Origin of the sequence: Longimicrobium sp. (assembly GCF_036387355.1) — a bacterium.
Classification (GTDB): domain Bacteria; phylum Gemmatimonadota; class Gemmatimonadetes; order Longimicrobiales; family Longimicrobiaceae; genus Longimicrobium.
In genome coordinates this window covers 1-24,735 of sequence record NZ_DASVTX010000323.1, presented here as the reverse complement: position 1 = coordinate 24,735, position 24,735 = coordinate 1, and the positions used below count along the sequence as shown (strand labels likewise).

23 protein-coding genes are annotated in these 24,735 nt (G+C 71.4%); 19 read left to right on the top strand and 4 right to left on the bottom strand.

All coding sequences use genetic code 11. The features are described 5' to 3' along the window. Window positions 1-32 precede the first annotated feature (32 nt). The 8 genes from VF665_RS14305 (at window position 33) to VF665_RS14270 (ending at window position 9,669) form a co-directional block, all read left to right on the top strand. Window positions 33-1,133: a hypothetical protein gene (locus VF665_RS14305; protein ID WP_331054111.1), complete on the top strand. Its 1,101-nt coding sequence runs from the start codon at window positions 33-35 to the stop codon at window positions 1,131-1,133. A gap of 82 nt (window positions 1,134-1,215) precedes the next feature. Continuing rightward, the gene (locus tag VF665_RS14300; protein ID WP_331054110.1) at window positions 1,216-2,589 is read left to right on the top strand and encodes an acyclic terpene utilization AtuA family protein; all 1,374 of its coding nucleotides are present in this window, start codon (window positions 1,216-1,218) and stop codon (window positions 2,587-2,589) included. Between the two features lie 190 nt (window positions 2,590-2,779). Then, window positions 2,780-3,691 (top strand): ribonuclease Z, encoded by a 912-nt coding sequence (locus VF665_RS14295; RefSeq protein ID WP_331054109.1) that lies wholly within the window; start codon window positions 2,780-2,782, stop codon window positions 3,689-3,691. A 188-nt stretch (window positions 3,692-3,879) separates the two neighbouring features. Then, window positions 3,880-4,242: a YciI family protein gene (locus VF665_RS14290; RefSeq protein WP_331054108.1), complete on the top strand. Its 363-nt coding sequence runs from the start codon at window positions 3,880-3,882 to the stop codon at window positions 4,240-4,242. Between the two features lie 9 nt (window positions 4,243-4,251). Further along, window positions 4,252-5,529: an RNA polymerase sigma factor gene (locus tag VF665_RS14285; RefSeq protein WP_331054107.1), complete on the top strand. Its 1,278-nt coding sequence runs from the start codon at window positions 4,252-4,254 to the stop codon at window positions 5,527-5,529. 783 nt (window positions 5,530-6,312) lie between these two features. Beyond that, a complete protein-coding gene (groES, locus tag VF665_RS14280) occupies window positions 6,313-6,597 on the top strand; it encodes a co-chaperone GroES (RefSeq protein WP_331054124.1) in 285 nt (94 codons plus the stop codon). Between the two features lie 68 nt (window positions 6,598-6,665). Beyond that, entirely contained in the window at window positions 6,666-8,306 is a 1,641-nt protein-coding gene (groL, locus tag VF665_RS14275) for a chaperonin GroEL (RefSeq protein WP_331054106.1), read from the top strand. A gap of 292 nt (window positions 8,307-8,598) precedes the next feature. Further along, on the top strand, window positions 8,599-9,669 hold the full coding sequence (locus VF665_RS14270) for a beta family protein (protein WP_331054105.1): 1,071 nt from the start codon (window positions 8,599-8,601) through the stop codon (window positions 9,667-9,669). Here VF665_RS14270 and VF665_RS14265 read toward each other — a convergent pair. Both VF665_RS14265 and VF665_RS14260 read right to left on the bottom strand, forming a co-directional pair. Next, the gene (locus VF665_RS14265; RefSeq protein WP_331054104.1) at window positions 9,648-10,238 is read right to left on the bottom strand and encodes a sce7726 family protein; all 591 of its coding nucleotides are present in this window, start codon (window positions 10,236-10,238) and stop codon (window positions 9,648-9,650) included. The two genes, VF665_RS14270 and VF665_RS14265, sit on opposite strands and share 22 nt — an antisense overlap. Before the next feature lie 109 nt (window positions 10,239-10,347). Next, entirely contained in the window at window positions 10,348-10,569 is a 222-nt protein-coding gene (locus VF665_RS14260; RefSeq protein ID WP_331054103.1) for a hypothetical protein, read from the bottom strand. Window positions 10,570-10,749: 180 nt separating this feature from the next. On the opposite strand from VF665_RS14260, the gene VF665_RS14255 reads away from it, so the two are divergent. The 11 genes from VF665_RS14255 to VF665_RS14205 all read left to right on the top strand — a co-directional run bounded on the left by VF665_RS14255 (window position 10,750) and on the right by VF665_RS14205 (window position 22,923). Further along, the gene (locus VF665_RS14255; protein ID WP_331054102.1) at window positions 10,750-10,989 is read left to right on the top strand and encodes a hypothetical protein; all 240 of its coding nucleotides are present in this window, start codon (window positions 10,750-10,752) and stop codon (window positions 10,987-10,989) included. Window positions 10,990-11,300: 311 nt separating this feature from the next. Continuing rightward, on the top strand, window positions 11,301-13,325 hold the full coding sequence (locus VF665_RS14250; RefSeq protein ID WP_331054123.1) for a chemotaxis protein CheA: 2,025 nt from the start codon (window positions 11,301-11,303) through the stop codon (window positions 13,323-13,325). Then, the gene (locus tag VF665_RS14245; RefSeq protein WP_331054101.1) at window positions 13,315-13,698 is read left to right on the top strand and encodes a response regulator; all 384 of its coding nucleotides are present in this window, start codon (window positions 13,315-13,317) and stop codon (window positions 13,696-13,698) included. The genes VF665_RS14250 and VF665_RS14245 overlap by 11 nt, the downstream gene beginning before the upstream one ends. Further along, entirely contained in the window at window positions 13,695-14,117 is a 423-nt protein-coding gene (locus tag VF665_RS14240; RefSeq protein WP_331054100.1) for a chemotaxis protein CheW, read from the top strand. Before VF665_RS14245 ends, VF665_RS14240 begins: the two co-directional genes overlap by 4 nt. Next, window positions 14,114-16,096, top strand: coding sequence for a methyl-accepting chemotaxis protein (locus tag VF665_RS14235; protein WP_331054099.1), 1,983 nt, complete (start codon window positions 14,114-14,116; stop codon window positions 16,094-16,096). Before VF665_RS14240 ends, VF665_RS14235 begins: the two co-directional genes overlap by 4 nt. Beyond that, window positions 16,089-17,972, top strand: a complete 1,884-nt coding sequence (locus tag VF665_RS14230; RefSeq protein WP_331054098.1) for a HEAT repeat domain-containing protein — start codon at window positions 16,089-16,091, stop codon at window positions 17,970-17,972. Before VF665_RS14235 ends, VF665_RS14230 begins: the two co-directional genes overlap by 8 nt. Beyond that, window positions 17,972-18,817, top strand: a complete 846-nt coding sequence (locus VF665_RS14225) for a protein-glutamate O-methyltransferase CheR (RefSeq protein WP_331054097.1) — start codon at window positions 17,972-17,974, stop codon at window positions 18,815-18,817. The genes VF665_RS14230 and VF665_RS14225 overlap by 1 nt, the downstream gene beginning before the upstream one ends. After that, on the top strand, window positions 18,814-19,869 hold the full coding sequence (gene cheB, locus VF665_RS14220; protein WP_331054096.1) for a chemotaxis-specific protein-glutamate methyltransferase CheB: 1,056 nt from the start codon (window positions 18,814-18,816) through the stop codon (window positions 19,867-19,869). The genes VF665_RS14225 and cheB overlap by 4 nt, the downstream gene beginning before the upstream one ends. Then, entirely contained in the window at window positions 19,869-21,482 is a 1,614-nt protein-coding gene (locus VF665_RS14215) for a hybrid sensor histidine kinase/response regulator (RefSeq protein WP_331054095.1), read from the top strand. The genes cheB and VF665_RS14215 overlap by 1 nt, the downstream gene beginning before the upstream one ends. Before the next feature lie 215 nt (window positions 21,483-21,697). Further along, a complete protein-coding gene (locus VF665_RS14210; protein WP_331054094.1) occupies window positions 21,698-22,228 on the top strand; it encodes a MarR family winged helix-turn-helix transcriptional regulator in 531 nt (176 codons plus the stop codon). A gap of 134 nt (window positions 22,229-22,362) precedes the next feature. Then, window positions 22,363-22,923 (top strand): DoxX family protein, encoded by a 561-nt coding sequence (locus VF665_RS14205; protein WP_331054093.1) that lies wholly within the window; start codon window positions 22,363-22,365, stop codon window positions 22,921-22,923. Between the two features lie 129 nt (window positions 22,924-23,052). Here VF665_RS14205 and VF665_RS14200 read toward each other — a convergent pair whose 3' ends face one another. Next, complete coding sequence (locus VF665_RS14200) at window positions 23,053-23,817, bottom strand: SDR family oxidoreductase (RefSeq protein ID WP_331054092.1); 765 nt, start codon at window positions 23,815-23,817, stop codon at window positions 23,053-23,055. Between the two features lie 81 nt (window positions 23,818-23,898). Next, entirely contained in the window at window positions 23,899-24,477 is a 579-nt protein-coding gene (locus VF665_RS14195) for a helix-turn-helix domain-containing protein (protein ID WP_331054091.1), read from the bottom strand. Between the last annotated feature and the right edge of the window lie 258 nt (window positions 24,478-24,735).

Here is a 24,735-nt window from a genome sequence, read left to right as displayed (position 1 = left end):
GGATGATCCCGGCTTTCCACGGCCGCCCTTTGATGAGCAGACCCGTTGTGCCGTCGGCGCCCCCGGAAGAGCTGAGCCTCGAGGTGAACCCCACGTTCGCCGAGCACCTGCGGGCGCAGAAGGCGGCGCAGGAGCACGGGCGCGGACGGCAGGTTCGCATGCAGCAGCTGATTGGCCTTGGCCTGGGGGTGCCGTTCGGGCTCTGGATCCTGCACCGGCGCGACGGCCGGCTGGATTGGACGGACTGGCTGCTGCTCGCCCTCGCCATCGGCTGGTTTGCGTCGCCGCTTCCCAACTGGCTGCACGTGCGGCGGCTGCGGAGGCAGGCGGGCGGGCCGGTGCGCGTCTCGCTCGCCGAGCGCGGTGTTACCGTCGCCGATGCGCGCGGGAGCAGCACGCGCGCGTGGCGCGACGTCCATGGCGTGACCGAGCGCGACGGCTTTCTGTTCTTTGATCTGGGCGACCCTGTTTCGGGCTTCTTCATCCCCGAACGCGTGCTGCGCGAGGCGGGGGTGCTGGAGCGGGCCCGCGAGATCATTGCGTCCGGCCGCGCGGGGGCGGATGCGGGCGTGGCCAGAGAGGCCGCCGCCGAGGCCCCGCCCGTGCCGAGGGAGCGGCCTGCCGGGCGCGCGGTGTCGGCGGAGTTCGCGCCGACGCTGTGGGAATCGTTTGCGGCGGAGCAGCACGTGTGGTTCCGCTCGCGCCGCGGCCGGCTGACGACGGGGTATCTGGTCGGTGTACCGGTGCTGCTGCTGGCGCTGTTCCGGTGGTCGCTGGGGCCGGACGGGGTGCGCGACAACCTGTACCTGCTCATTGGCGGGGCGGCGCTCGCGCTGGTCGTCATCCCCGCGTTCGACCTGTTCTGGAAGGCGCTGGGGCGGGGGCTGGCGCGCGGACCCCAGGTGCCGCTGCGGATGACGGTGGACGCGGCGGGGGTCACGCAGGAGGCGGGCGGCGCGAGCGTGACGACCGCATGGGCCGGCATTCGCAGGGTGCAGCAGGCGGGCGGGTTCGTGCTGTTCTGGCTGGACCGCAATGCGGCGCACTATCTGCCTCTGCGCGCCGTGGACCAACCGGGGGAGGAGGCGCGCCGCATCATCCGCGAGCACGCGGGCGAACGCGCAGCGCTGTAAGCAGGTGGCAGGTTCCACGCGTGGGACCCCAAGGCAAGCTCATGACGCGCTCCGGCGCGCTGCATCGACCGACATCGACCTGATGAAACAGACCATTCGCATCGCCTCGGGGCAGGGCTTCTGGGGAGACCAGCTGGACGCGCCCAAGCAGCAGGTGGAAGGCGGCCCTATCGACTACCTGATGCTCGACTACCTGGCTGAGGTCACCATGTCGATCATGCAGAAGCAGCGCAGCCGCAACCCGTCCGCCGGGTACGCGCGCGACTTCGTGCCGCTGATGGGCGAGATCCTGCCGGCAGTGGTGGAGCGGGGGATTCGCGTGGTGGCCAACGCGGGCGGCGTGAACCCCGGCGGCTGCCGCGACGCCGTGCTGGAAGAGGCGCGCAAGGCCGGGCTCGGCGGGCGCGCGCGCATCGGCATGATCACCGGCGACGACATTCTGGAGCGCCTTCCGGACCTGCTGGCACGCGGCGTGGAACTGCGCAACATGGAAACGGGCGAGCCCCTTTCCACCGTGCTGGACCGCGTGCAGAGCGCCAACGCCTACATTGGCGCGCGCCCCATCGTGGAGGCGTTGCGCCAGGACGCGCACGTCGTCATCACCGGCCGCAGCACGGATACGGCGCTGACGTACGCGCCCATGATCCACGAGTTCGGGTGGAGCCTGGACGACAACGACCGCATCGCCGCGGGGGTCGTGGCCGGGCACATCAACGAGTGCGGTGCGCAGGCGTCGGGCGGCAACCACCTGGTGGACTGGCGCACGGTGCCGGAGCTGGCCAACATCGGCTACCCCATCATCGAGGCCTCGCCCGACGGCAGCTTCATCGTCACCAAGCACGACGGCACCGGCGGCCGCGTGACGGTGCCCACGGTCAAGGAGCAGCTCGTCTACGAGATGGGCGATCCGCACAGCTACATCACGCCGGACGTGGTGGCCGACTTCACCAGCATCCGCCTGGAAGAGGCCGGCCCCGACCGGGTGCGCGTCCATGGCGTCAAGGGCGGCCCGCGGACGGACCTGCTCAAGGTGAGCATCGCGTACAGCGACGGCTACAAGGCGACGGGAACGCTCGTCTACGCCTGGCCGGACGCCATTGAAAAGGCGCAGATGGCCGACCGCGTGCTGCGCGAGCGGCTGGACCGGCTGGGGCTGAAGTTCGACGAGATCCTGACCGAGTACGTGGGATGGAACGCCACGCACGGCCCGCTGGCCGGCCCGCTGCCCCGCGACCTTCCCGAGGTGACGGTGCGCTGGGGCGTGCGCGGGCAGGACCGCGCGGCGGTGGAGCGCTTCACCAAGGAGATCGCGCCGCTGGTGCTCGCCGGCCCGCCGTCCGTGACCGGCTTTGCGGGCGGGCGCCCGGCGGTGCAGGAGATCATGGCGTACTGGCCGGCGCTGATCCCCAAGACGGAGATCGAGCCGGGGCTGAAGGTGGAGGTGGTGACGGCATGAGGGAACGGCAGTTCCAAGTGCAAGGTGCCCAGTGCCAAGGAGGTTCGCATGCTGGGCCCTGGGCACTTGGACCTGGGCACTTCTTTCCCAGGGAACAGAAGTACCAAGTGCCGAGTGCCCGGTGCCCAGGAGAAGCGGTCGCTGGGCCCTGGGCACTTGAACCTGGGCACTTCTGTTCCGGGGTTTCCGCGTGCGCGTAACCTTTCTCGGCACCGCCGCGGCGCGGCCTACGGTGGGGCGCAACGTTTCCTCGCTGATGATTCAGCGCGAGGGCGACGTGATGATGTTCGACTGCGGCGAGGGGACGCAGCGGCAGATGATGCGCTACGGCACCGGGTTCGCCTTCGATGACATCTTCTTTACGCACCTGCACGCCGACCACTTCCTCGGCGTGATCGGGCTGCTGCGCACGCTGGGGCTGCAGGCGCGCGAGGAGCCCGTGCGGCTGTGGACCCCGCGCGGCACCGCGGACACGCTGCGGCAGGCCGTCGATCTCGGCGTGGAGCGCGTTCCGTTCGAGGTGCCCATCCACGAACTGGAGCCGGGCGAGGCGGTGAACCGGGGCGACTATGAGATCGTCCCATTCCGCACGCAGCACGCGGGGCGCTCGCTGGGCTACGCGGTGGTGGAGCACGCGCGGATGGGGCGCTTCAACGCGGCGCGCGCCCGGGAACTCGGCATTCCCGAGGGGCCGCTGTGGGGCAAGCTGCACCACGGCGAAACGGTGGAGGTGGACGGCCGCGTCTTTCGCCCCGAGGAACTGGTGGGCGAGGCGCGCCCCGGCCGCCGCGTGGTGTATACCGGCGACACGCGCCCCACGGCGGGGACGCGCGAGCATGCAAAGAACGCGGACCTGCTGATCCACGAAGCCACGTTCGCGCAGGACGAGGCGGAGCGCGCCGTGGCGACGGGACACAGCACGGCGCGCGAGGCGGCGGAGCTTGCCGCTTCCATCGGCGTGCGGCGGCTGGCGCTCACGCACTTCAGCCCGCGCTACGCGGATGATCCGCGGCTGCTGGAGCGCGAGGCCAAGCCCATCTTTCCCGACGTGGTGACAGCGTACGACGGGCTTGTCATCGAAGTCCCGTACCGCGAAAGCTGACCCGGCGGCGCCCTCCCCGGGCGCCGCTTTCGCCATCGTTTTCCGCCGTCCCCGTCCCCATCCGCACATCCTCCGTACGCGTTTCGCAACCTGATTTCACATCCGCCGCGGGAGGATGTCGATTTCGGGGTTCCCCGTTCGGCTATGGGATGTTCACTGCGGTATCCACCCCAGAAGGGAGCCATCCGATGAAGTACCTGTGCATGATCTATGATGACGAGCAGGTGTGGGCCAACATGCCGAAGAGCGAGGCGGGCGCCATGATGAGCGAGTACTTCGCCTTCAGCAACGAGGTCGCGAAGAGTGGGCACATGATCGCCGGCGAGGCGCTGCAGCCCGTGTCGACCGCGACGACCATCCGCATGCGCAACGGCAAGCTGTCGACCACGGACGGGCCGTTCGCCGAGACCAAGGAGCAGCTGGGCGGCTTTTACCTGATCGAGGCGCGCGACCTGAATGAGGCCATCCAGATCGCCTCGCGCATTCCGTCCGTGCGCATCGGGAGCATCGAGATCCGCCCGGTGGTGGACTTCGCCGCGCAGCCGCAGTAGCCGGGGACGATGACGGGCGAGGACGCGGCGGGGCTCGCGCGGCGGGCGGTGGATTCCGTCTACCGCGCCGAGTCGCGCCGCGTTCTCGCGACCCTGATCCGCCTGCTGGGCGACTTTGACCTGGCGGAAGAGGCGCTGCACGATGCCTTCGCCGCCGCGCTGGAGCGGTGGCCGCGCGAGGGCGTGCCGGCCAACCCGCGCGCCTGGCTCGTTTCCGCCGGCCGATTTCGCGCGATCGATGCCGTGCGCCGCCGCGCTCGGTGGGACGCGCGCGTGGCAGACATCGCCGCACACCTGGAGGACCGCGCCCAACCCGAGGAGCGGGACGGGGACGGGATCGAGGACGACCGGCTGCGGCTCATCTTCACCTGCTGCCACCCGGCGCTCTCGCCGGACGCGCGCGTGGCGCTCACCCTGCGCGAGGTGTGCGGGCTGACCACGGAGGAGGTCGCGCGCGCGTACCTGACCGGCCCGCCCACGCTGGCGCAGCGCATCGTCCGCGCGAAGGCCAAGATCCGCGACGCGCGCATCCCCTACCAGATCCCGTCACCCGAGGACCTGCCGGAACGGCTGGACGCCGTGCTGCAGGTGGTCTACCTCGTCTTCAACGAAGGCTACTCCGCCTCCGCCGGCGAGGCGCTGACTCGCGCCGATCTTTCCGCCGAGGCGATCCGGCTGGGGCGGCTGCTCGCGGAACTGCTGCCGGAGCCGGAGGTGATCGGCCTGCTCGCGCTGATGCTGCTGCAGGACTCACGTCGCGCTGCGCGGACGACGGCGGCGGGCGAACTGGTGCTGCTCGCGGACCAGGACCGCTCGCGGTGGGACGCCGGGCTGATCGCGGAAGGGCAGGGGCTGGTGGAGCGCGCGCTCCGGTCGCGCCGCTTTGGCCCGTACACGCTGCAGGCCGCCATCGCCGCCGTGCACTCCGAGGCGCGCACGGCGGCGGAAACGGACTGGCCGCAGATCGTGGGATTGTACGACGTGCTGCTGCGCGCCGATCCGTCGCCGGTGGTGGAACTGAACCGCGCGGCGGCGATCGCCATGCGCGACGGGACGGAAGCCGGACTGGCGTTGATCGACGCGCTGCTGGGCCGCGGCGAACTGCGCGACTACCACCTCGCGCACGCCGCGCGCGCCGACCTGTGCGCCCGCGCGGGCCGCGCCGGGGATGCGCGTGCCTCGTACGAGCGCGCGCTGGCCCTCGCGCGGCAGGAGCCCGAGCGACGCTTTCTGCAGCGCCGGCTGGATGAACTCGGCCAAGATCAACCTGGCCTGCTGAGCGGCTGAAGCCGCCGCAACAACGGCTGAAAGCCTCACGATACTGCTGTGAGGCTCCGGGCCGCGGGCCCGGGCTTGGGACGGCGAGGGCCGCTGCGGTCCTCCCCCGGGGCCGGGGCAGAAGACCGGTGCAATCGGCCGGAGTTGGGTGAGGCCGAGAGTGGCGGAGCGAATGAATTCGCCGCAACAACCGCGGAAAGTCTCCCCAACCAGACGGGGAGACTTCACCTGCACGCGGCCGCGAGTTCGGTGCCGAACGCCGCCCTCGCGCTGAGGTCTCCCTTTCTCCTGCGGAGCGGGGGAGAGGGCCGGGGAGAGGGGGGCCTCTCCGAATGCGCGGCACCTTCCCAAAGTGCGCCAAGCCGCCGTTCTCCCCTCTCCGTGCGCAGTTTGCACGGGGAGGGGCCGGGGGAGGGGCCCGCCCGCGGCATGCACCCATCCCTCCGAACCGCACCACGTTCCCATCCCTCCGCAGTTCCCCCCGCGTACCGCCACCCCCGCGTCCTCCGCGTGAACCGGCGGTGGGCGGACTCTGCCCTGAACGACACCCCGTCTGCCGCTCCGGCAAGCAATCCGGCCATCCCGGCGGACTCGAACGGGTACGACGGATGCACTCGCGCGGCGCCGTGCGGGCCGGCGCCCCCCGGCGTCCGTCCGGCCCGCCTTCCCGCTTGACAGGGCCAGCGAATGTCGTATGTTGACCCCTGTCGTTAGCACTCGCGACGGTTGAGTGCTAACAAGCTTCACCCCAATCTCATTCACGGAGGGTTACTGATGGCTACCGCGACCGACATCAAGGTCAAGCCGCTGGCAGACCGCGTCGTCATCAAGGCGCTCGAGGAGAGCGAGCAGATGCGTGGCGGGCTGTACATTCCCGACACCGCCAAGGAAAAGCCCCAGCAGGGCGAAGTGGTGGCGGTGGGCAATGGCCGCGTCGAAGACGGCAAGCGCGTCGACATGGAGCTCAAGGTGGGCGACAAGGTGCTGTACGGAAAGTACAGCGGCACCGAAGTCACCGTCGAAGGCGAGCAGTACCTGATCCTGCGTGAGTCCGACGTGCTCGCGGTGGTGGGCTGAGCCCACCGTTCGCCCACGTCCGAGTGCCTGACCGACTTTTCTAACCTGCAGATAAAAGGAACGAACGCATGGCTGCCAAGGAGCTTACGTTCAACACGGATGCCCGCGCCTCTCTGAAGCGCGGCATCGACAAGCTGGCCGAAGCCGTCAAGGTCACGCTCGGCCCCAAGGGCCGCAACGTGGTCATCGACCGCAAGTTCGGCTCGCCCCTGATCACCAAGGACGGCGTCAGCGTCGCCAAGGAGATCGAGCTCGAGGATTCGATCGAGAACATGGGCGCGCAGATGGTGAAGGAAGTCGCCACCAAGACCAGCGACCTGGCCGGCGACGGCACCACCACCGCCACCGTGCTCGCCCAGGCCATCTTTCGTGAAGGCCTCAAGAACGTCACGGCCGGCGCCAACCCCATGTCGCTCAAGCGCGGCATCGACAAGGCCGTGGAAGCCGTCATCGCCGAGCTGAAGAGCATCTCTGTGGAGACGGCCGGCAAGAAGGAAATCGCCCAGGTCGGCACCATCTCCGCCAACAGCGACGAAGAGATCGGCAACCTGATCGCCGACGCCATGGAGAAGGTCGGCAAGGACGGCGTGATCACGGTCGAGGAGGCCAAGGGCCTGGAGACCACGCTGGAGACCGTGGAAGGCATGCAGTTCGACCGCGGCTACGTGTCGCCGTACTTCGTGACCGACCCGGACCGCATGGAGGCCGTTCTTGAGGACGCGCTGATCCTGATCCACGACAAGAAGGTCAGCACCATGAAGGACCTTCTGCCGATCCTGGAAAAGGTCGCGCAGATGGGCCGTCCGCTCATGATCATCGCCGAGGACGTGGAGGCCGAGGCCCTGGCCACGCTCGTCGTCAACAAGCTGCGCGGCACGCTGCGCGTGGCCGCCGTCAAGGCGCCGGGCTTTGGCGACCGCCGCAAGGCCATGCTGCAGGACATCGCCATCCTTACGGGCGGCCAGCTGATCACCGAGGAAGTCGGCTTCAAGCTGGAGAACGCCGTGGTGAGCGACCTGGGCCGCGCCAAGCGCGTGGTGATCGACAAGGACAACACCACCATCATCGACGGCGCGGGTGACGCCGAGGCCATCAAGGGCCGGATCGCCGAGATCCGCAACGCGATGGACAAGACCACCTCGGACTACGACCGCGAGAAGCTGCAGGAGCGCCTGGCCAAGCTGGCCGGCGGTGTTGCGGTGATTCACGTGGGCGCCGCCACCGAGACGGCGATGAAGGAAAAGAAGGCCCGCGTGGAGGACGCTCTGCACGCGACCCGCGCGGCGGTGGAAGAGGGCATCGTGCCCGGCGGCGGCGTGGCGCTGCTGCGCGCCCAGGCCGGCCTGCGCACCATGAAGCTCGAGGACGCCGACGAGAACATTGGCGTGCGCATCATTGAGCGCGCCCTGGAGGAGCCCATCCGCCAGATCGCGACCAACGCCGGTGTGGAAGGCAGCATCGTGGTGGCGCAGGTGCGCGCGAGCGAGAGCCCGTCGTACGGCTACAACGCCCGCACGGACGTGTACGAGGACCTGGTGCAGGCCGGCGTCATCGACCCCACCAAGGTGACCCGCACGGCGCTGCAGAACGCGTCGAGCATCGCCGGGCTGCTGCTGACCACCGAGGCCGTCATCACGGAGAAGCCGGAGCCCAAGGGCGCCGGCGCCCCCGCGATGCCGGGCGGCGGCGGCATGGACGGCATGTACTGAGCCGATCGGGCGAAAGCCTGAACGGATTCGGTAGGTGAAAAGATCGGCGGAGGGCCTTCGGGCTCTCCGCCGGTTTGCTTTTGGGTCAGTGATGTTGGGTTTGCGCGGTGCTTGCCGAGTCGGTTCTGCAGCGATCTAACATCTTTTCGACTGAAATCTATCGTAACGTTTGCAGATGCAAACCGAGTACCGTATACTTTCCGAACGGGCCTGCAGTGACGCCGGGTGGATCGCCGCTGATCGGCTCGAGTAGATCCCTCTTACATGTCTAACCACTAGAGTCGCCATCATCATGCATCCTACTTACACGCCAATCCTCAAGGCCCGCTGGGGTGAACTGAGGGCACTTGCAGAGGTCGACTCGGCTGGCCGCAACACCATCACCCCGTTGATCGACGTTCCGCCGCTTCCACAGGCCGATCCCGACGACGCGGAAGAGGGCGACCCTGCACCTCGGCGGAACCCATTCCCCACCATGGCGGAACGGCTCTCCGGGGCTTGGGCGCAGACTGGGCCTGTCTGGATCGACACGGGTGCGCTCGGACCTGACGACTATGAGTTCGGCGACCCTCACGGGTACTTCGTGCGCGAGGCTGCAGACTCGGGACTGCGCCTAGTGCCGGTAGTCCGGAGTAACCCCCGCAGTGCCGAGCGAATTTCTTCGTTGGGGTTTAGAAACGGAGTGGTAGCCCGGCTGCGCTCGGCCGACTTCGCGGTCCAAGTAAGTGACGTGCTCGCTAGGGTCGCTTCTGACACTGGGGTCGTCGCCGCAGACACCGATATCCTGATCGATCTCGGATCGGTGCCCGCCGATGCAGGTGAGTCCACCTATTTCACCGCGCGCCAGATGCTGCTCGCGCTTCCTCCGCGGGGGTGGCGAAGTGTGACGCTGGCGGCATCTACGTTTCCCGAGAACCTAGGGATGATCACAGGTGCTGGAGAAGCGCGCCTTCCGCGCGGCGAGTGGGCGCTGTGGCGCCGCATTCGTGCCCGGAGTGACTGGGGCTTCGAGGTGCAGTTCGGGGATTATGGCGTCTCGCACCCGGCTTTCCCGGCCTTCGGAAGGACAGGCCCTCCCTCATTGCGCTACACGGCTGGAGACGTGTTTCTCTTGGTAAAGCGTCGCCGGGCGTCCGAAACGCAGCCGTTCCCGTACCGCGACCTTGCACGGTACGTGGTCAGCACGCCGGAGTACCAGCGTTATGGTCCAAGCTTCAGTTGGGGGGACGGCGAACTCGCGCGACTCGCGGCCCAGTTGGAAAAGGGCAAAGGCGGGAAGGGGTGGGGTGGCGCGAAGGAGTGGCGGAAGATCGGTACGTCACACCACTTGGCGGTCGTCGTTCAAGACATATTCGGGGGCTGAACTCCGGCCGAAGGCCAGCTTTTCCGCCGCTTCAGCATTGCCCGAACTTCGTCCTGCAGTTCAGGTAGCGTTAGTCGCCGGGTGAGTTCTCGCCAGGTCGTAAACGTAGTCTTGCTGCGAAAACCACGCGCTCCGCCGTGCCGGTCAAGGACTTCGAGCGCCTCCGTTTTCCAGAGTAGCTGCGCAACGTGGTATGGATCGACGGAGGTGTTGCGCGTAGCGGGGCGGATTTCCGAGAGCTGGACGCACGTGCCAGTCGATTCAGCTAAACGAAGCCCCCACCAACACGGAAGCAAGGTCGCTGCCCGCTTCAAGTGGCTAGCTGCGGCAACAAGCGTCAGGAAGTCGAAAACTAAGGCGTAGGCGTTGGCCTGTGCGGGTAGCCGCGTGAGTGTGTCCCGCGCGCTCTTGATCTCGTAACCGTGCAGGTGACCGTTCACGACCGCCGCGTCGATCCGGTACTCGCCTCGGAAAATGCCCATCTCCTCGACTACCCGGCTTCCGCCATCAGCGGCGAACCTGTCAAGATCAGACCGGCGTAGCGCGATGCGAACGTCGATATCGCGCATAGCTCGGTTCGTCCTTGTAAGAGAAAGTGACAGTCAGTGGCAGGCGTGCGGCAAGATAATGCTCAAGGATGGTGCATCCGGCAAGCGAGTGTCCGGTGGGCAACTTGGGTCACCGAATATTCTCGAGTTCCTTAACCAGCCGGTCGAGTTCGCGCCCGCGCTCCCGCGCGAGGTTCACGACGACCTTCTCCCACCCGGCCGGAGGCGAACGGTAGCTCGCCGCGTCGGGGGCCAATCGCATCTGACGTATGGTCTGCGGTTGCAAGCTGAACGCCTTTGCCAACTCCGTGGCCGGAAGGCCAAGCAGGTTCGTTGCGGTTCTGAAATCCATGTAGACAGCGTGTTGACGGCGCCGAGTTCCGTGTATATACTATTGACGGGCAGCGACAAAAGACAAGGCTGGCTGCTCTCCCGCCAAGAAGATTCAGCCAGCCTCATCCGTGAACGACCCGAGGGCCGCCGGTAGAGTATCGCTGCCCGGCGCTTAGGGTCAAGAGCTTGGAGGTTCGGCATGGAACAGCAGCTTACGCCCTCGCCCATGCGGCTCTTGGAGATCCTGACAGACCGGTTCGGCGCGCTGGAGGCGGTGGCGAACTCCTCGATCAAGCTGGCCCGGTACGCGCCGGAGGATGAGCTGGCGATGGATCTGCTCGTCGCCGAAGCGGTGCTGGAGTTCGGCACCAGCCTGCGCGAGGCGCAAGACGGGACGAGGCAGTGGGCGCGGGAGCGCGGCGTGGCGCCGGTGGCGTAGGGGGACGCAGGGCAACGCGCGCGGGCGGCCGGACGGGAGCCGATCGGGCGCAGGCTGAGACGGATCAGGACATCATCACCGGCGGAGCGCCCATGTGGCTCTCCGCCGGTTTCGTTTGCGCGCCATCCGTTTCCACCGCACCGGCCGCGAACACGGGGCAAGCGCCGGCTCGTCGCGGAGCCGGAAGTTCGTCCAACCGCGCGTGCGGAACACAGCCCGTTGGAGCGACTCCGAATGCCGGTGGACAGACGTTTGCATTGCCTGACAAGTCCGCCGGGTAACCGGCATCCAGATCCCCTCACGGGAGCAGAATTCTGTCGGACCTGCTGGACCTTTCCGAGCTCTTCGGCGACTTTCGCGACGAGGGCCGTGCCCAGCTGGCGCGGCTCGATGCCGCGCTTGCCGGGCTGGACGCCGGACAGGCCCCCGACGAAGCGCAGCGGGCCGAACTGCTCCGCGCGCTGCACACCATCAAGGGCAACGCGGCCATGCTGGGGCTGCGGCCCCTGCAGGAGCTGGTGCACGGCGTAGAAGACGCGTTCAAGCGCGCGCCCGCCCCGGCCGTGCTGCCGCTGGACGTGCTGCACCGCGCCGCCGCCGCCCTTCGCCGCGCGCTGGAGGCCGCGGGCGGGGCGGAGCAGGAGCAGGCGTTCGCGCCCCTCGCCCCCCTGCGCGCGGAACTCGCCGATGCGCTCGCCGCCCCCGCGCCGTCCACCGTGCCCGTCGTCGACGCAGATGCCGCGGAGCGCCCGGATGATGCGTCCGTACCGATCCTTTCTGCCGAATCGGTGGATGGCGCCGGTGGGGCAGGAGAGTCCCTGGTCGACGCAGAAGACTCCGCCCCGGCGGATGCACCGGCCACCGCGGATGTGGGCGCGGCGGAGCCGTCCGCATCCACCGCGCGCGCTGCGGAGTCTGACGGCCCGACATCCACGGAGGCCGCGAGCGATGCCGGAGCGGACGGCCCGATATCCATGGAAGCCGCGCCGGCCCCGTCATCCATCCCGCCGGGCGTTCCCTCCTCATCCGCCAGCGCCGTGTCCCCGGCCGCCGGCGCCACAGCAGCCGACGCGCCCGCATCCACCACGCGGACGCCGTCGACCGGGAATGCGCCGGCGCCGGAGCGGCGAAGCGACGCGGGGGCGCGCGAAGAATCGCTGCGCATTCCGTTCGCCCGGCTGGACCCGCTGCTGAGCCAGGTAGACGACATGGCGCGCGCGGTGGAAGGGCTGCGCGCGTGGGCGGCGGAGAACGCGCAGGCGCTGCAGGCCGCGGGGCTGCGCCGCGGAGCCGCCGAGCGGCTGGAGGAGCTGGAGTCGTCCGCCTCCGCCGTGCGCCGCGGCGCCACGTCGCTGCGGCTGGTGGCGGTGGAGCGCGTGTTTTCGCGCTTTCCGCCGCTGGCCACCGAGCTTGCCCGCGAGCGCGGCAAGCGGGTGCGCGTGGAACTGCACGGCGAGGGAACGGAGCTGGACAAGGCCACCTCCGACGCGCTGCTGGACCCGCTGCTGCACCTGGTGCGCAACGCCGTGGACCACGGCGTGGAGCCGCCGGAGGAGCGCCGCGCGGCCGGCAAGCCGGAGACGGCGATCATCCGCCTGTCCGCCGCGCAGGACGGCGACCGGGTGCGCATCGAGGTGGAGGACGACGGCCGCGGGCTGGACCGCGCCGCCATCGAGCGCCGCGCCCGCCAGCTGGGCCTGGTGCCGGAGGGCGAGGCGCTGGACGAGCTGGAGGTCGACGAGCTGCTGTTTCGCCCCGGCTTCAGCACGCGGACCGAGGCAGACGAGGTGTCGGGGCGCGGCGTGGGGCTGGACGTGGTGCGCGAAGCCGTGTCGCGGCTGCGCGGCCAGGTGCGGGTGGAGGATGGCGACGAGGGGGGCACCCGCTTCGTGCTGCTGGTTCCGCTGACGGTGGCGCTGGTGCCCGTCCTGTTCTTTACGGCCGCGGGGCAGACCTTTGCCATCCCCGCGCTGGACGTGGAAGAAACGCTGCGCGCCGGCACGCCCGGACGCACCGGCCCGGCGGAAACCGTGGCCGTGCACGACGAGGCCGTTCCGCTGGTGCGCCTGGACCGCGTGTTCGGCTGGGAGCCGGCGCCGGACCCGCGCTTTGTGCTGGTGCTGCGACGGGGCACGCGCGCGGCGGCGCTGGGCGCGGACCGGCTGCTGGCGCAGGACGCCGCCACCGTGCGCGCGCTCCCGTCGGCGCTGGGCGGCCCGCGCGGCGTCTCGGGCGCGGTGGTGGACGCGCGCGGGCGGGTGGTGCTGCTGCTGGATCCGGGGGAGATGCTGGAAATGAACGTGGACCTGTACCGGGGAGGCACGGGTGGGGGATGAACGACGCCGGCTGCTGGTGGTGGAAGACAGCCCCATGATGGTGCGCATGTACCGCATGGTGCTGGGCCCGCACTACGAGCTGGCCTTTGCCGCCGACGGCGCGGAGGGGCTGGATGCCGCCGCGCGCGACCCGAAGGTGCACGGCATGGTGGTGGACATCAACATGCCGGGGATGGACGGCCTGGAGTTCGTCCGGCGGCTGCGGACGGAGCTGGGGATGACGGACGTTCCCGTCCTCGTCTGCTCCACCGAGGCGGCCGAGGCGGACCAGGCGGCCGCGCGCCAAGCGGGGGCGAACGCGTTTCTCCCCAAGCCCTGGCAGCCCGCCCAGCTCCTGGCCGCGGTCGCCGAACGGCTGAACGGAGCGGCGTGAGCACGCTTTCGGTGCGCGTGGGCGGCGCGGAGTTCGGCATTCCCGCCGAGCGGGTGCGCGAGGTGCTGCGCCCCCCGCTGCTCACCCGGGTTCCGTTCGCGCGCAACGGCGTGCGCGGCGTTGCGCAGGTGCGCGGGACGGTGCTGGCCGTCGTGGATCTCGGTGAGCGGCTGGGCCTGGCGCCGGTGGGGGCACCCGGGCGGCTGGTGGTGGTGTGGGGGCGAGAACGCGAGCCGGTGGGGCTGCTGGTTGACCGCGTGGTGGGACTGCTGGAGGAGGACGGGGGCGAAGAAGCCGCCCCCGACGAGGCATCGGCGGCGCTGCCGCCCGGATGGCTGGCCGGCATCGCCGTGCCGGCATCCGGGCGCCGGGTGGCGCTGCTGCACCTGGAACGAGTCCTGGGCCAAGAGGCGAAATGAGCGTGTCGGAACGGTTCGGCGACCTGCGGGTGCGCACCAAGATCCTGCTGGGCTTCGTGCCCGTGCTGGCGCTGATGGCGGTCATCGCCGTCACCGTGGCGGAGCAGGGGCGGCGGCTCACGGCGCTGGACACCGAGTCGCAGCGGCTGGAAGACGTGCAGCGCGCGGCGGTGCAGCTGGAGGTGGCGCTGGCGGACCGCACCCTGGCGTACCGCGACTTTCTGCTCAGCGGGCAGGACACCGCGCTGGTCATGTACGCCGAGGCCGAGCGGCGCGTGGAGCGCTACCGCGACGAGGCCCAGGGGCTGGCGCGCGACCGGGTGCAGGTGGCCCGCCTGGACAGCGCCGTGGCCCTTGCCGAAGAGTGGGTGAGCACCGTCGCCACCCCCGGCATCGCGCTGCGCCGGGCCACCCTGCGCCCCGGGGGGCCGCCGATGGATTCCGTCATCCGCTTCGTGCAGAGCGGAGCGGGGCGGCGGGGCGCCAACCGCGCCCGCGAGGTGCTGGCCCGCTTTGACGAGCGCGCCGGCGAGCTGTCCGTCGCGCGGCGGGGCGACGTTCGCGCCGCCACCAACCGCGCCCGCGACACCGCCGTGTGGCTCACCCTGCTGGGGATCGCCGTCGCCGTGGGCACCGCGTGGTTCCTGGCGGCCCGCATCGGCAAGCCGCTGCGCGAGGCCGTGCGCTTCGCCGGCGCCATCGCCGAGGGCGACCTGACCGGGCAGGCGGCGGGCGGAAGCCGCGACGAACTGGGGCAGCTGACGGAAACGCTGAACCGCATGTCGCGCGACCTGCGCACCGCCGTGGGCGGCGTGAACACCGCCGCCGTGCAGACCGCTGCGGCGGCCGAGCAGATCTCCGCCACCTCGCAGCGCATGGCCGCCACGGTGGACGACCAGGTGGCCGCGACGGAGCAGACCTCCACCTCCATGGAGGAGATCGCCGCGCAGATCACCCGCGTGGCCTCCAGCGCGGAATCGCTCGCGGCCTCGGTGGAGCAGACCAGCAGCTCCATCGGCCAGATGGGGCAGTCCATCGAGCACACCGCGGTGAGCGCCGACACGCTGGGGACCGCCGTGGAGCAGACGTCCGCCACCATCCAGGAAATGGCGGCGAGCATTCAGCAGGTGGGCCGGCACGTGGACGAGACGCGCCACATCGCCCTGGACGCCAAGACGGCGGCCACCACCGGCGGCGACACGGTGGACCAGACGGTGGCGGGGATGCGCCGCATTCACGACGAGGTCAACCGCCTCACGGAGCGGATGCGCGTGCTGGGCGCGCAGGGCGAGTCCGTGGGCCAGATCTCCGAGACCATCGAAGACATCGCCGACCAGACCAACCTGCTGGCGCTGAACGCGGCGATCGAGGCCGCGCGCGCGGGCGAGCACGGGCGCGGATTCGCCGTCGTGGCGCAGGAGATCCGCCGCCTGGCCGAGCGCTCGGTGGAGTCGGCGCGCGAGATCGGCCACACCATCCGGGCGGTGCGGGGCGGGGTGGATTCGGCCCTGGAAAGCAGCGGCGCGCTGGGCGAGCGGGCGGAGCAGGGGATCACCCTGGCCGAGGCGGCGGCGACCGCCCTCGCCCGCATCGTGGCCGCGGCGGCGCGCACGGCGGAGCTGATGCAGGAGGTGTCGCTGGCGACCGAGCAGCAGGTGCTGGCCGCGAGCCAGGCGCAGCAGGCCACGCAGCACATTCAGCACGTGGCCGAGGAGGTGCGCATCGCCACGCGCGAGCAGGCGCTGGCCAGCCGGCAGATCGTGCAGGCGGCGGAAAACATGAACCAGCAGACGCAGGAAGTCTTCGCCGCCACGGGCGAGCAGAAGCGGGGCGGGGAGATGATCCTGCGGGCGACGGAAAACATCGCGCAGGGCGCCCGTGCCGCGCAGGCCTCCGTGCGCGAGGCGCGCAGCGCGGCCGACGACGTGGCCGCGCAGGCCGCGCGCCTTACCGAGCTGGTGAGCCGCTTTCGTGTCTGACCCGGCCTGGGCGGAGGAACTCGCCGCGCTGCTGACGGCCGGGCGGGGCGGCGACGCGGCGGAGCGCGCCCTGGCCGCCGCGGCCGACGAGCGGACGTGGGTGCGCGAGCGCGCGCTGGCCGCGCTCGCCCGGCTGCCGCACGCGCGGCTCCTGCTCCCCGCGCTTGAAGGCGCCCTGCGCGACGGGGCGGATGCCGGCCGCCGCAACGCCGCGCGCTCCATTCTGGCCGCGCTCGCCGCGCCGGGCGCGCTGGCCGGGGCGCGGCGCGCGCTGGACCGCCTGGTGCGCCACGACGCGGACCCGGACGTGCGCCTGCTGGCCGCGTCGGCGCTGGGCGAGTGCGCCAACCCCGAGGCGCGTGCCGGCCTGGAGGCGGCGCTGGACGACGCGGACGCCAACGTGGCCGCGGCCGCCGCGGACGCGCTGGGCTCGCTGGGCGATCCGCGCTCGGTGGAGGCATTGGCCGCCGTCGTGGCGGGCGGCGACCCCTGGCGCGCGCTGGCCGCCGTCTTCGCCCTGGGCCGCATCGGCGCGGCGCGCGCACTGCCGGCGCTGGCGGCGGCTACCGCCGATCCCCTGCTCGCGGGCGCGGCGGTGGAGGCCATCGGCGAGCTGGGCGAGCCGGCGGGGCTGGATGCGCTGCGCGGCCCCGCGCTCTCCGGCGACGCCGAACTGCGCCGCGCGGCGCTGGCGGCGGCGGCGGGGCTCCTGCCGGGATCTCCGCCCCCCACGCCGGAGTGGCTGCGCGAGGCGGCGCGGGCGGATGCGGACGAGCTTGCCGCGCGCTTTGCCGGCGCGGAAGCGGATGCCGCCGCGGCCGTCCTGCTGGGCGCGGCGGGGACGGAGGACGCCGCGGCGCTGCTGGCGGATGCCATGGGCGACCCGGAGCGCGGCCCGGCCGCCGCGGGCGCCCTGGGCCTGCTTCCCCCGGAGGTGGCGCTGGCCGTCCTGCTCCCCCGCATCGAGGCGGCGGACGCGGGGGCCCGCGAAGAGCTGGTGGCCGCGCTTCCCCCGCTGCCGGACCGCGCCGCCGCCACGCGCGTCGCGGCGCTGCTGGACGACGAGGACCCCGAGGTGCGCGCCACCGTGGCCGAAGCGCTGGGCCGTGCGGCGCCGGAAGCGGAGGTCCGTGCGCTGCTGGCGGATGCGCTGGCGGAGCCCGGCCGCCGCGCCGGGGCGGCGCTGGCCCTGGGCCGCCTTTCGGGCGGTGCCTGCGAGCTGCTGATCCCCCTGCTGGAAGACCCGTCGCCAGAAACGCGGCGCGCGGCCGCGGAAGGGATTGCCCGCTGCCCGGGGGAGGGCGTGGCCGCCGCGGTGGCCGCCGCGCTCGCGCGGGAAACGGACCCGGCCGCGATCCGCTCGCTCGCCGCCGCCCTCGCCGTCACCGGGCGGGAGCGGGCGGTGGGGCCGCTCTCCGTTCTGGCGCGCGGGGACGATGCGGGCGCGCGCTTCGCGGCGGTGCGGGCGCTGGGGCGCACGGGCGCGGCGGACGCGCTGGACATGCTGCTGCAGGTGCTGGGGGACGCGGCGGACCCGGGGCTGCAGGCGGCGGCCCTGCAGGCGCTGGGCGAGCTGGGCGACCCGCGCGCCGCCGATGCCGTGGCTGCGCGCATCGAGGGCGACGACCGCGACCTGCGCCGGGTGGCCGCGATCGCGCTGCGGAGGATCGCGCCGGCGGAGGCGGCGGAGCGGTTGGTGCGCGCCCTGGCGGACCGGGACTGGCGCGTGCGCCTGGCCGCCGCGCGCACGCTGGAGCGGGTGCACGCGCCCGGCGCCGATGCTGCGCTGCACGCCGCCGCCGAGTACGACGCCGACCCGCTCGTTCGCCGGGCCGCCGCCCGCGCCCTGGCCGTGGCCCGGACGGCGGGCGCCTGATGGCGGTCCCGTTCAGCGACGAGGAGTTCCGCACGTGGGCGGAGTGGCTGGCCGAGGAGCTGGGGCACCGCTGGGGCCCCGAGCGGCGCGAAATCCTGCGCACCCGGCTGGAGCCGCGCCGCGCTGCGCTGGGGCTGGACTCGTTCGACGCGCTCCTCTTCCACCTGCGCTTTCACCCGGAACGGGGCGCGGAGCGGGAGCGGCTGGTGCCGCACCTGACCAACAACGAGAGCTACTTCTGCCGTGAGCAGGGCTCGCTGGACGTCATCGCCGGCGAACTGCTGCCGGCGCTGGCGGCGCGGCTCGGCCCCGGCGGCCAGGCGCGGGTGCTGAGCGCCGCCTGCTCCACGGGCGAAGAGGCGTACACGCTTTCCATCCTGGCCCGCGAGCACGGATTCTTTGCCGCGCCGGGCGCGCTGCGGGTGACGGGGGTGGACGTGGACGCCCGCGCGCTGGAGCGGGCGGAGGCGGGCGTGTACAGCGGCCACGCCTTTCGCGCCACGGACGATGCGTGGCGCGCCCGCTGGTTCGATCCGCGCGGCGATGACGCGTGGGCGGTCAGGCCCGCGGTGCGCGCGCCGGTGCGCTTTGCCGCCGCGAACCTCGTCCAGGACGGCTGGTGGACGGCGCTCGGCCCCCAGCACCTGATCCTTTGCAGGAACGTAATGATCTACTTTGACGAGAACGCCGTGCTGCGTGCGGCGCGCGGGTTGTGGGAGGCGCTGGCCCCCGGCGGGTACCTGTTCCTGGGGCACGCCGAAAGCCTGCGCCACGTCCCCATCCCCTTCGAGCTGCACCGCCGCCCGGGCGCGCTCTTTTACAGGCGCCCCCTGGAGGCCGCGTGACTCAGGAGCCCGCGCGCGTGCTGCTGGTGGATGACAGCGCCTTTGTGCGCCGGGCCACGGAGCGCATGCTGGGCCCGCTGCCGGGCGTCACCGTGGTCGGCGGCGCGCGCGACGGGGTGGAGGCGCTGGCCCTGGTGCGCGCGCTGCGCCCCGACCTGGTGATCATGGACGTGGAAATGCCGGGGATGGACGGCATGGCCGCGCTGGAAAGCATCATGCGCGAGTGCCCCACCCCCGTCCTTCTCCTCTCCTCCCACACGCAGGCGGGGGCGGAGATCACGCTGCGCGCGCTGGAGGCGGGGGCGGTGGACTTCATGGACAAGGGGACCGGGACGGGGATGGACATCCATGCCCTGGCGCCGCTGCTGCGCGAAAAGGTGGGCGCCGCGCTGCGCGCCCGCACCGCCCCGCGCGCCGCGCCGCCGCCTTCGCCGCGCGCGTCGCGGACCGCCGGCGCGGGAGCGCCCGCCGCCCGGCCGGGGCGCTACGAAGTGGTGGCCATCGGCTCGTCCACGGGCGGGCCGCGTGCGCTGGCGGAGCTGGTTCCCGCGCTCCCCGCCGGCTTTGCGGCGGCCGTCGTCATCGCCCAGCACATGCCGCACGGCTTTACCGAAACGCTCGCGGAGCGGCTGGACCGGCGCAGCCCGCTGCACGTGGCGGAGGCCCGGGACGGCGACGCGCTGGTGCCCGGGACGGTGCTCATCGCCCCCGGGGGACGGCAGATGGGAGTGCGGCGGGAGGCGGACGGCACCCTTTCCATCCGCCTGTGGGACGATCCGCTGAGCCTGCACAAGCCCTGCGTGGACACGCTCTTCCATTCCGTGGCGCAGGCGGTGGGGAGCGCGGCCGTGGGCGTGGTGCTCACGGGGATGGGGAACGACGGGGCCGAGGGGCTGGCCCGCATTCGCGCCGGCGGCGGACGCTGCCTGGTGGAGAGCGCGCGGACGGCGGTGATCGACGGGATGCCGGCCGCGGCGCGCGGATCGGCCGAGCGGGACGTGGATCTGGAACAGATGGCCGGCGTGCTCGCCTCCATCGTGGGAGCAGAGTGATGGCGCGCGTTCTCGTAGTGGACGACCAGAAGGTGTCGCGGGCCACCGTGGCCGCCATCCTCAACGCTGCAGGGCACACGGTGCAGAGTGCCTCGTCCGGCCCGGAGGGGATCGAGCGCGCCCAGGCCGACTGCCCGGACGTCATCGTGCTGGACGTGCAGATGCCGGGGATGGACGGGTTCGAGGTAGTGGAGCGCCTGAAGCAGGACGCATCCACCGCTCCCATCCCCATCGTGCTGCTGACGGCGCAGGCCCCCACCGACGAACTGCTCGTGCGCGGGCTGGACCTGGGCGCCTACGACTTCCTGAACAAGGGGTGCAGCCGCGCCGAGCTGCTGGCGCGCGTGGGGGTCATGGCGCGCATCAAGCGCGGGTACGACGAGCTGGCGTCGGTGGCGCGGGTGTCGGGGCTGGCGCTGGAGGCCAGCGACCTGCAGGTGCTGGCGGACGGCGTGGCCGAACAGGTGGCGCGCACCTTTCGAGCGGAGATGGCGCTGCTGGCCATGCCCGGGGCCGGCTCGGTGCTGGAGGTGCGCGCCGGCTTCGGCATCCGCACCAACGACCCGGACTGGTTCGTGATGGTGGACCTGGTGCTGGACCGGCTTTCGTGCCTTCCCGGCGCGCCGGCGGTGGGCTTCGCTCCGGATGCGGGCGGGGAGTGGCCGTCCGGCCTGGGCGCGGGCGCCGCGGTGTGCGTGGCGCGCTCGTCCGGCGGGCCGGCGCTGCTGGCGGTGGTTCGCGCGGACGCGGTGCCGTTCGGCGACCAGGACCTGGCGCTGCTGGGGCTGCTGGGGCGGCAGGCCACGCTGGCGCTGGACAACGCCGTGCTGCACGCGCAGACGCGGCAGCAGGCGCGCGCGCTGGAGGAGCAGGCGACGGCCCTGGAATCGGCGATGACGGAGCGCTCGCGCTTCTTCTCCAGCATGAGCCACGAACTGCGCACCCCGCTCAACGCCATTCTGGGCTACGGCGAGCTGCTGCGGGAAGGGGCCTATGGCGACCTGTCGCCCGCGCAGGGCAGCACGCTGGAGCGCATGGCGCGCAGCTCCCGCCACCTGCTGGAGCTGGTGAACGACGTGCTCGACATCTCCAAGATGGAGGCGGGCAAGCTGAAGCTGCTTCCGGAGCCCACGGATCTGGCGCTGCTGCTTCGCGACATCGCGGGCACGGTGGAGCTGCAGGCGCGCGAAAAGCAGCTGGAGCTGCAGATCTTCGCCGACGAGCCCGTCCAGATGGTCACCGACCCGGGCCGGGTGCGCCAGATCGTGCTGAACCTGCTCTCCAACGCGATCAAGTTCACGGACGCGGGCTCCGTGCGCGTGCTGCTCTCGCGGGCGGGCCGCGGGGTGGAGGTGCGGGTGGAGGATACGGGGCCGGGCATTGCGCCCGAGGACCAGGAGCGCGTGTTCCAGGAGTTCGAGCAGACGGGCGGGAGCGCCGGCCGCGGCGGCACGGGGCTGGGGCTCCCCATCTCACGCCGGCTGGCCGGAATGCTGGGCGGAAGCCTGAGCCTGGAGAGCACCCCCGGCCAGGGCTCCGCCTTCACCCTGCGCCTCCCTGTGGACGTGGGCGAGGGGCGAACGGCCGCACCCCCCGGAACCGCCGGCGCCTGAACGCCAACCTCCGATCACCGGGCCATGCGAACGCCACCTGCCGCCACGCGGCTGGCGCGGGGTGGCGGGGATCGCGGGGAATTTGGTGCGGAGGACGAACTCGGCTCGGATTCCGAACGAGCCGTCACGACCAGTGCGGGGTTTCGTCTACCCGAAGCGGAGTCATGATGGGGAGGATGCTTGACACGTCATCGATTCACGTGTAAGTTATCTGCATGACGACGATGCAAGGTGTGCAGGCGCCGCCTGCCAGCGACGGGGTGCTGCAACGCGAACTGCAGCAGCGGCGGCCGTTCCGGTCTCCTGCGCAGGAGGCGGCGATCGCCATGCTGCGCACGGCGGACGTGGTGCGGCGCCGGCTCGCGGCCGCGGTGGAGCCCGCGGGCATCACGCTGGCGCAGTACAACGTGCTCCGCGTGCTGCGCGGGTCCAATCCCACGCCCCTGGCCACGTACGAGATCGCGGAGCGGCTGATTGAGCAGACGCCGGGCGTCACCCGCCTGCTGGACAGGCTGGAGTCGCAGGGCTGGGTTTCGCGGACGCGCTGCACGGAGGACCGGCGCCTGGTGCACTGCCGCATCACCGAGGACGGGCTTGCCCTCCTCGCGCGGCTGGACGCCGAGGTCGACGCGGCGGACGAGGCCGCGGTCGGGGCGCTCAGCAACGATGACGTCGCGGTGCTCGTCCGCCTGCTGGGCCACGTGCGGCAGGGCTGCGGGGCGGAGCACCCAACCGCCGACGACTGAGCGGCGAGACGGAGGCAGGGAAGCACGGACCGGCCGCGCCTGAGCAAGCGCCATTCAGGATCTGCGTACTCGTGTACGCGATTAGCTGACACGTCATGGAATGACGCGTCACACACACTCGACAGGAGATCACCATGTCCAAGACTCAGCCGACTTTCGCCACGCAGGCGACCGCCTTTGCTCCGTCGGGCGTGCGCGCGCCGGATGCTCGCGTGACCACGGCGGGGCGGGGAAGGGCGTCCGGACTGCGAGGCATCGCGCGCGTCCTTGCGACGCCGGCCGATCCCACGGCCACGGTGGCGCGGCTCGCGCTCGGCGCCATGATTCTGCCGCACGGGCTGCAGAAGGCGTTCGGGATGTTCGGCGGCTACGGCTTCTCGGGGACGATGCAGTTCTTCACCGAAACGATGCACATCCCCTACATCTTCGGCGTGCTGGCCATCGCGGCCGAGCTGCTGGGCGGGCTGGGGCTGCTGGTGGGGCTGTCCGGCCGCGTGGCCGCGTTCGGCGTGGGCTTTACGCTCCTTGTGGCCGCGCTCACCAGCCACGTGCAGAACGGCTTCTTCATGAACTGGTTCGGCGCGCAGAAGGGCGAGGGGGTCGAGTTCTTTCTGCTCGCCATCGCGCTCGCCGTGGTGGTCATGATCCGCGGCAGCGGCGCCTGGTCGCTGGACCGGCTGATCGACCGCCGCTGAACGGTCTGCTCCGGGGTGGGCATCATCGCCATCCACCCCATCCCGGGGCGGCGGCGGATCGAAACGCATCGCGAAACCTCCTCGCCGGCATGCATCGCCGGCGGGGAGGTTTTCGCGTGGTCGGACCCCTCAGAGCTGCGTCATTCCGCCATCCGCCACCAGTTCGGCGCCCAGCACGAAGGAGGAGTCCGGCGTCACCAGAAAAAGGACCGCCTTGGCGATCTCGTCCGGCTCGCCGAAGCGCTTCATGGGCACCTGCCCCTGGATGTTCGCGGCGGCCGCTTCCAGCGCCTCGGGCGGAAGCCCCAGCCGCCCGTAGAGCGGGGTGGTCACCGGACCGGGACTCACCACGTTGACGCGGATGCGCCGCTCCACCAGATCCGCCGAGAAGGTGCGGGCCAGGGAGCGGACGGCCGCCTTGCTGGCCGCGTACACGCTGGACCCCGGCATGCCGATCAGCGCGTTGATGCTCCCGTTGAACACGATCGCGCCCCCGTCCGGGATCAGCGGGAGCAGCTTCTGCACGGTGAAGTAGGCGCCGCGCACGTTGATGTCGAAAATCCAGTCGAAGTGCTCCTCCGATGCCTGGTCTACCGGCGCGAACTGCGCCACACCCGCGTTCACAAAGAGCGCGTCCACCCGGCCGAACCGCTCGCGCACCCGGTCCGCCAGGCGCTCCAGGTCGGCGCGGCTGGTTACGTCCACCGTTTCCGCCAGCACGTCGGCGCCCAGCGTGCGGAGGCGCGCCGAGGCGTCGTGCAGCGTGGCCTGGTCGCGCCCGGTGATCACCACCGCCGCTCCCTGACGCGCAAACTCCTCCGCGGCTGCCAGCCCGATCCCGCTGTTCCCCCCGGTGACCACGGCCACTTTTCCCGCCAGTCGTCCAGCGCTCATCGTGCACTCCTTGTCCTACGGTGATCCGCCACCCGGGCGGAAGTATCTGGAACGATCATTCCAGATTTGGGACGAGAAAAATCAGTCCAGCGCCGAAAGGGCGACCTCCACGGCGTCGCGCAGCGCCTCGCGGCCGGCGGTGCGCGCCACCACGGAGAGCCCCTGCGAGGTGACCACGAAAAAGCGGGCGAGGGCGCGCGGATCCTTGCTCCGCGCCACCTCGCCCGCGGCCTGCGCGCGCGTGAGTGCGGCGTGCAGCGCGTCCTCGATCTCCTGCGCGCTGGCGCGGACGCAGCGTCCCGCGCCGGGGTCGCACCCGGCCCGCTCGGAGGCGGCGCCCACCATCATGCACGGCCGGCGCTCCGGGTCGGTGAGCGTCATGTCCACGCCCCCCTGCAGCCACTCCCGCACCACCTCGCGCACGGGTGCGTCGCGGGAGAGCATCTCGACCACGAACCCGCTGCGGGTGGCGCGGTAGTGCTCCAGCGCGCGCAGGTAGAGCGCGTGCTTGCTCCCGAACACGGCGTACAGGCTGCCGCGCCCCACGCCCAGGTGGCGCACCAGATCGTCCATGGACGTGGCTTCGTAGCCCTTCGTCCAGAAGAGCTCCATTGCGGAATCCACCGCCTGGGCCGGGTCGAACTCGCGTGTGCGTGGCATCGTGAGGGGAAGCTATCCGTTCCGGAACGATCGGTCAAGAATCGTGCTTGAGGGGATCGTTCAACGCGCCGCGCGTTCGGGCACACGAATGCGGTGTGTGCTCCCTCTCCCACACCCGTTCGTGGGAGTGTCATTCACCGGCTGCGCCGACCCATGGCGCATGAAACGGGAGCACGGCATAGATGTATGTGGTGTGCCGGTGCGGAGGTCGCCTCCTCAGTGGTGTCTGGAGCCCGTGTGGGAGTCGGACCCGGAGCC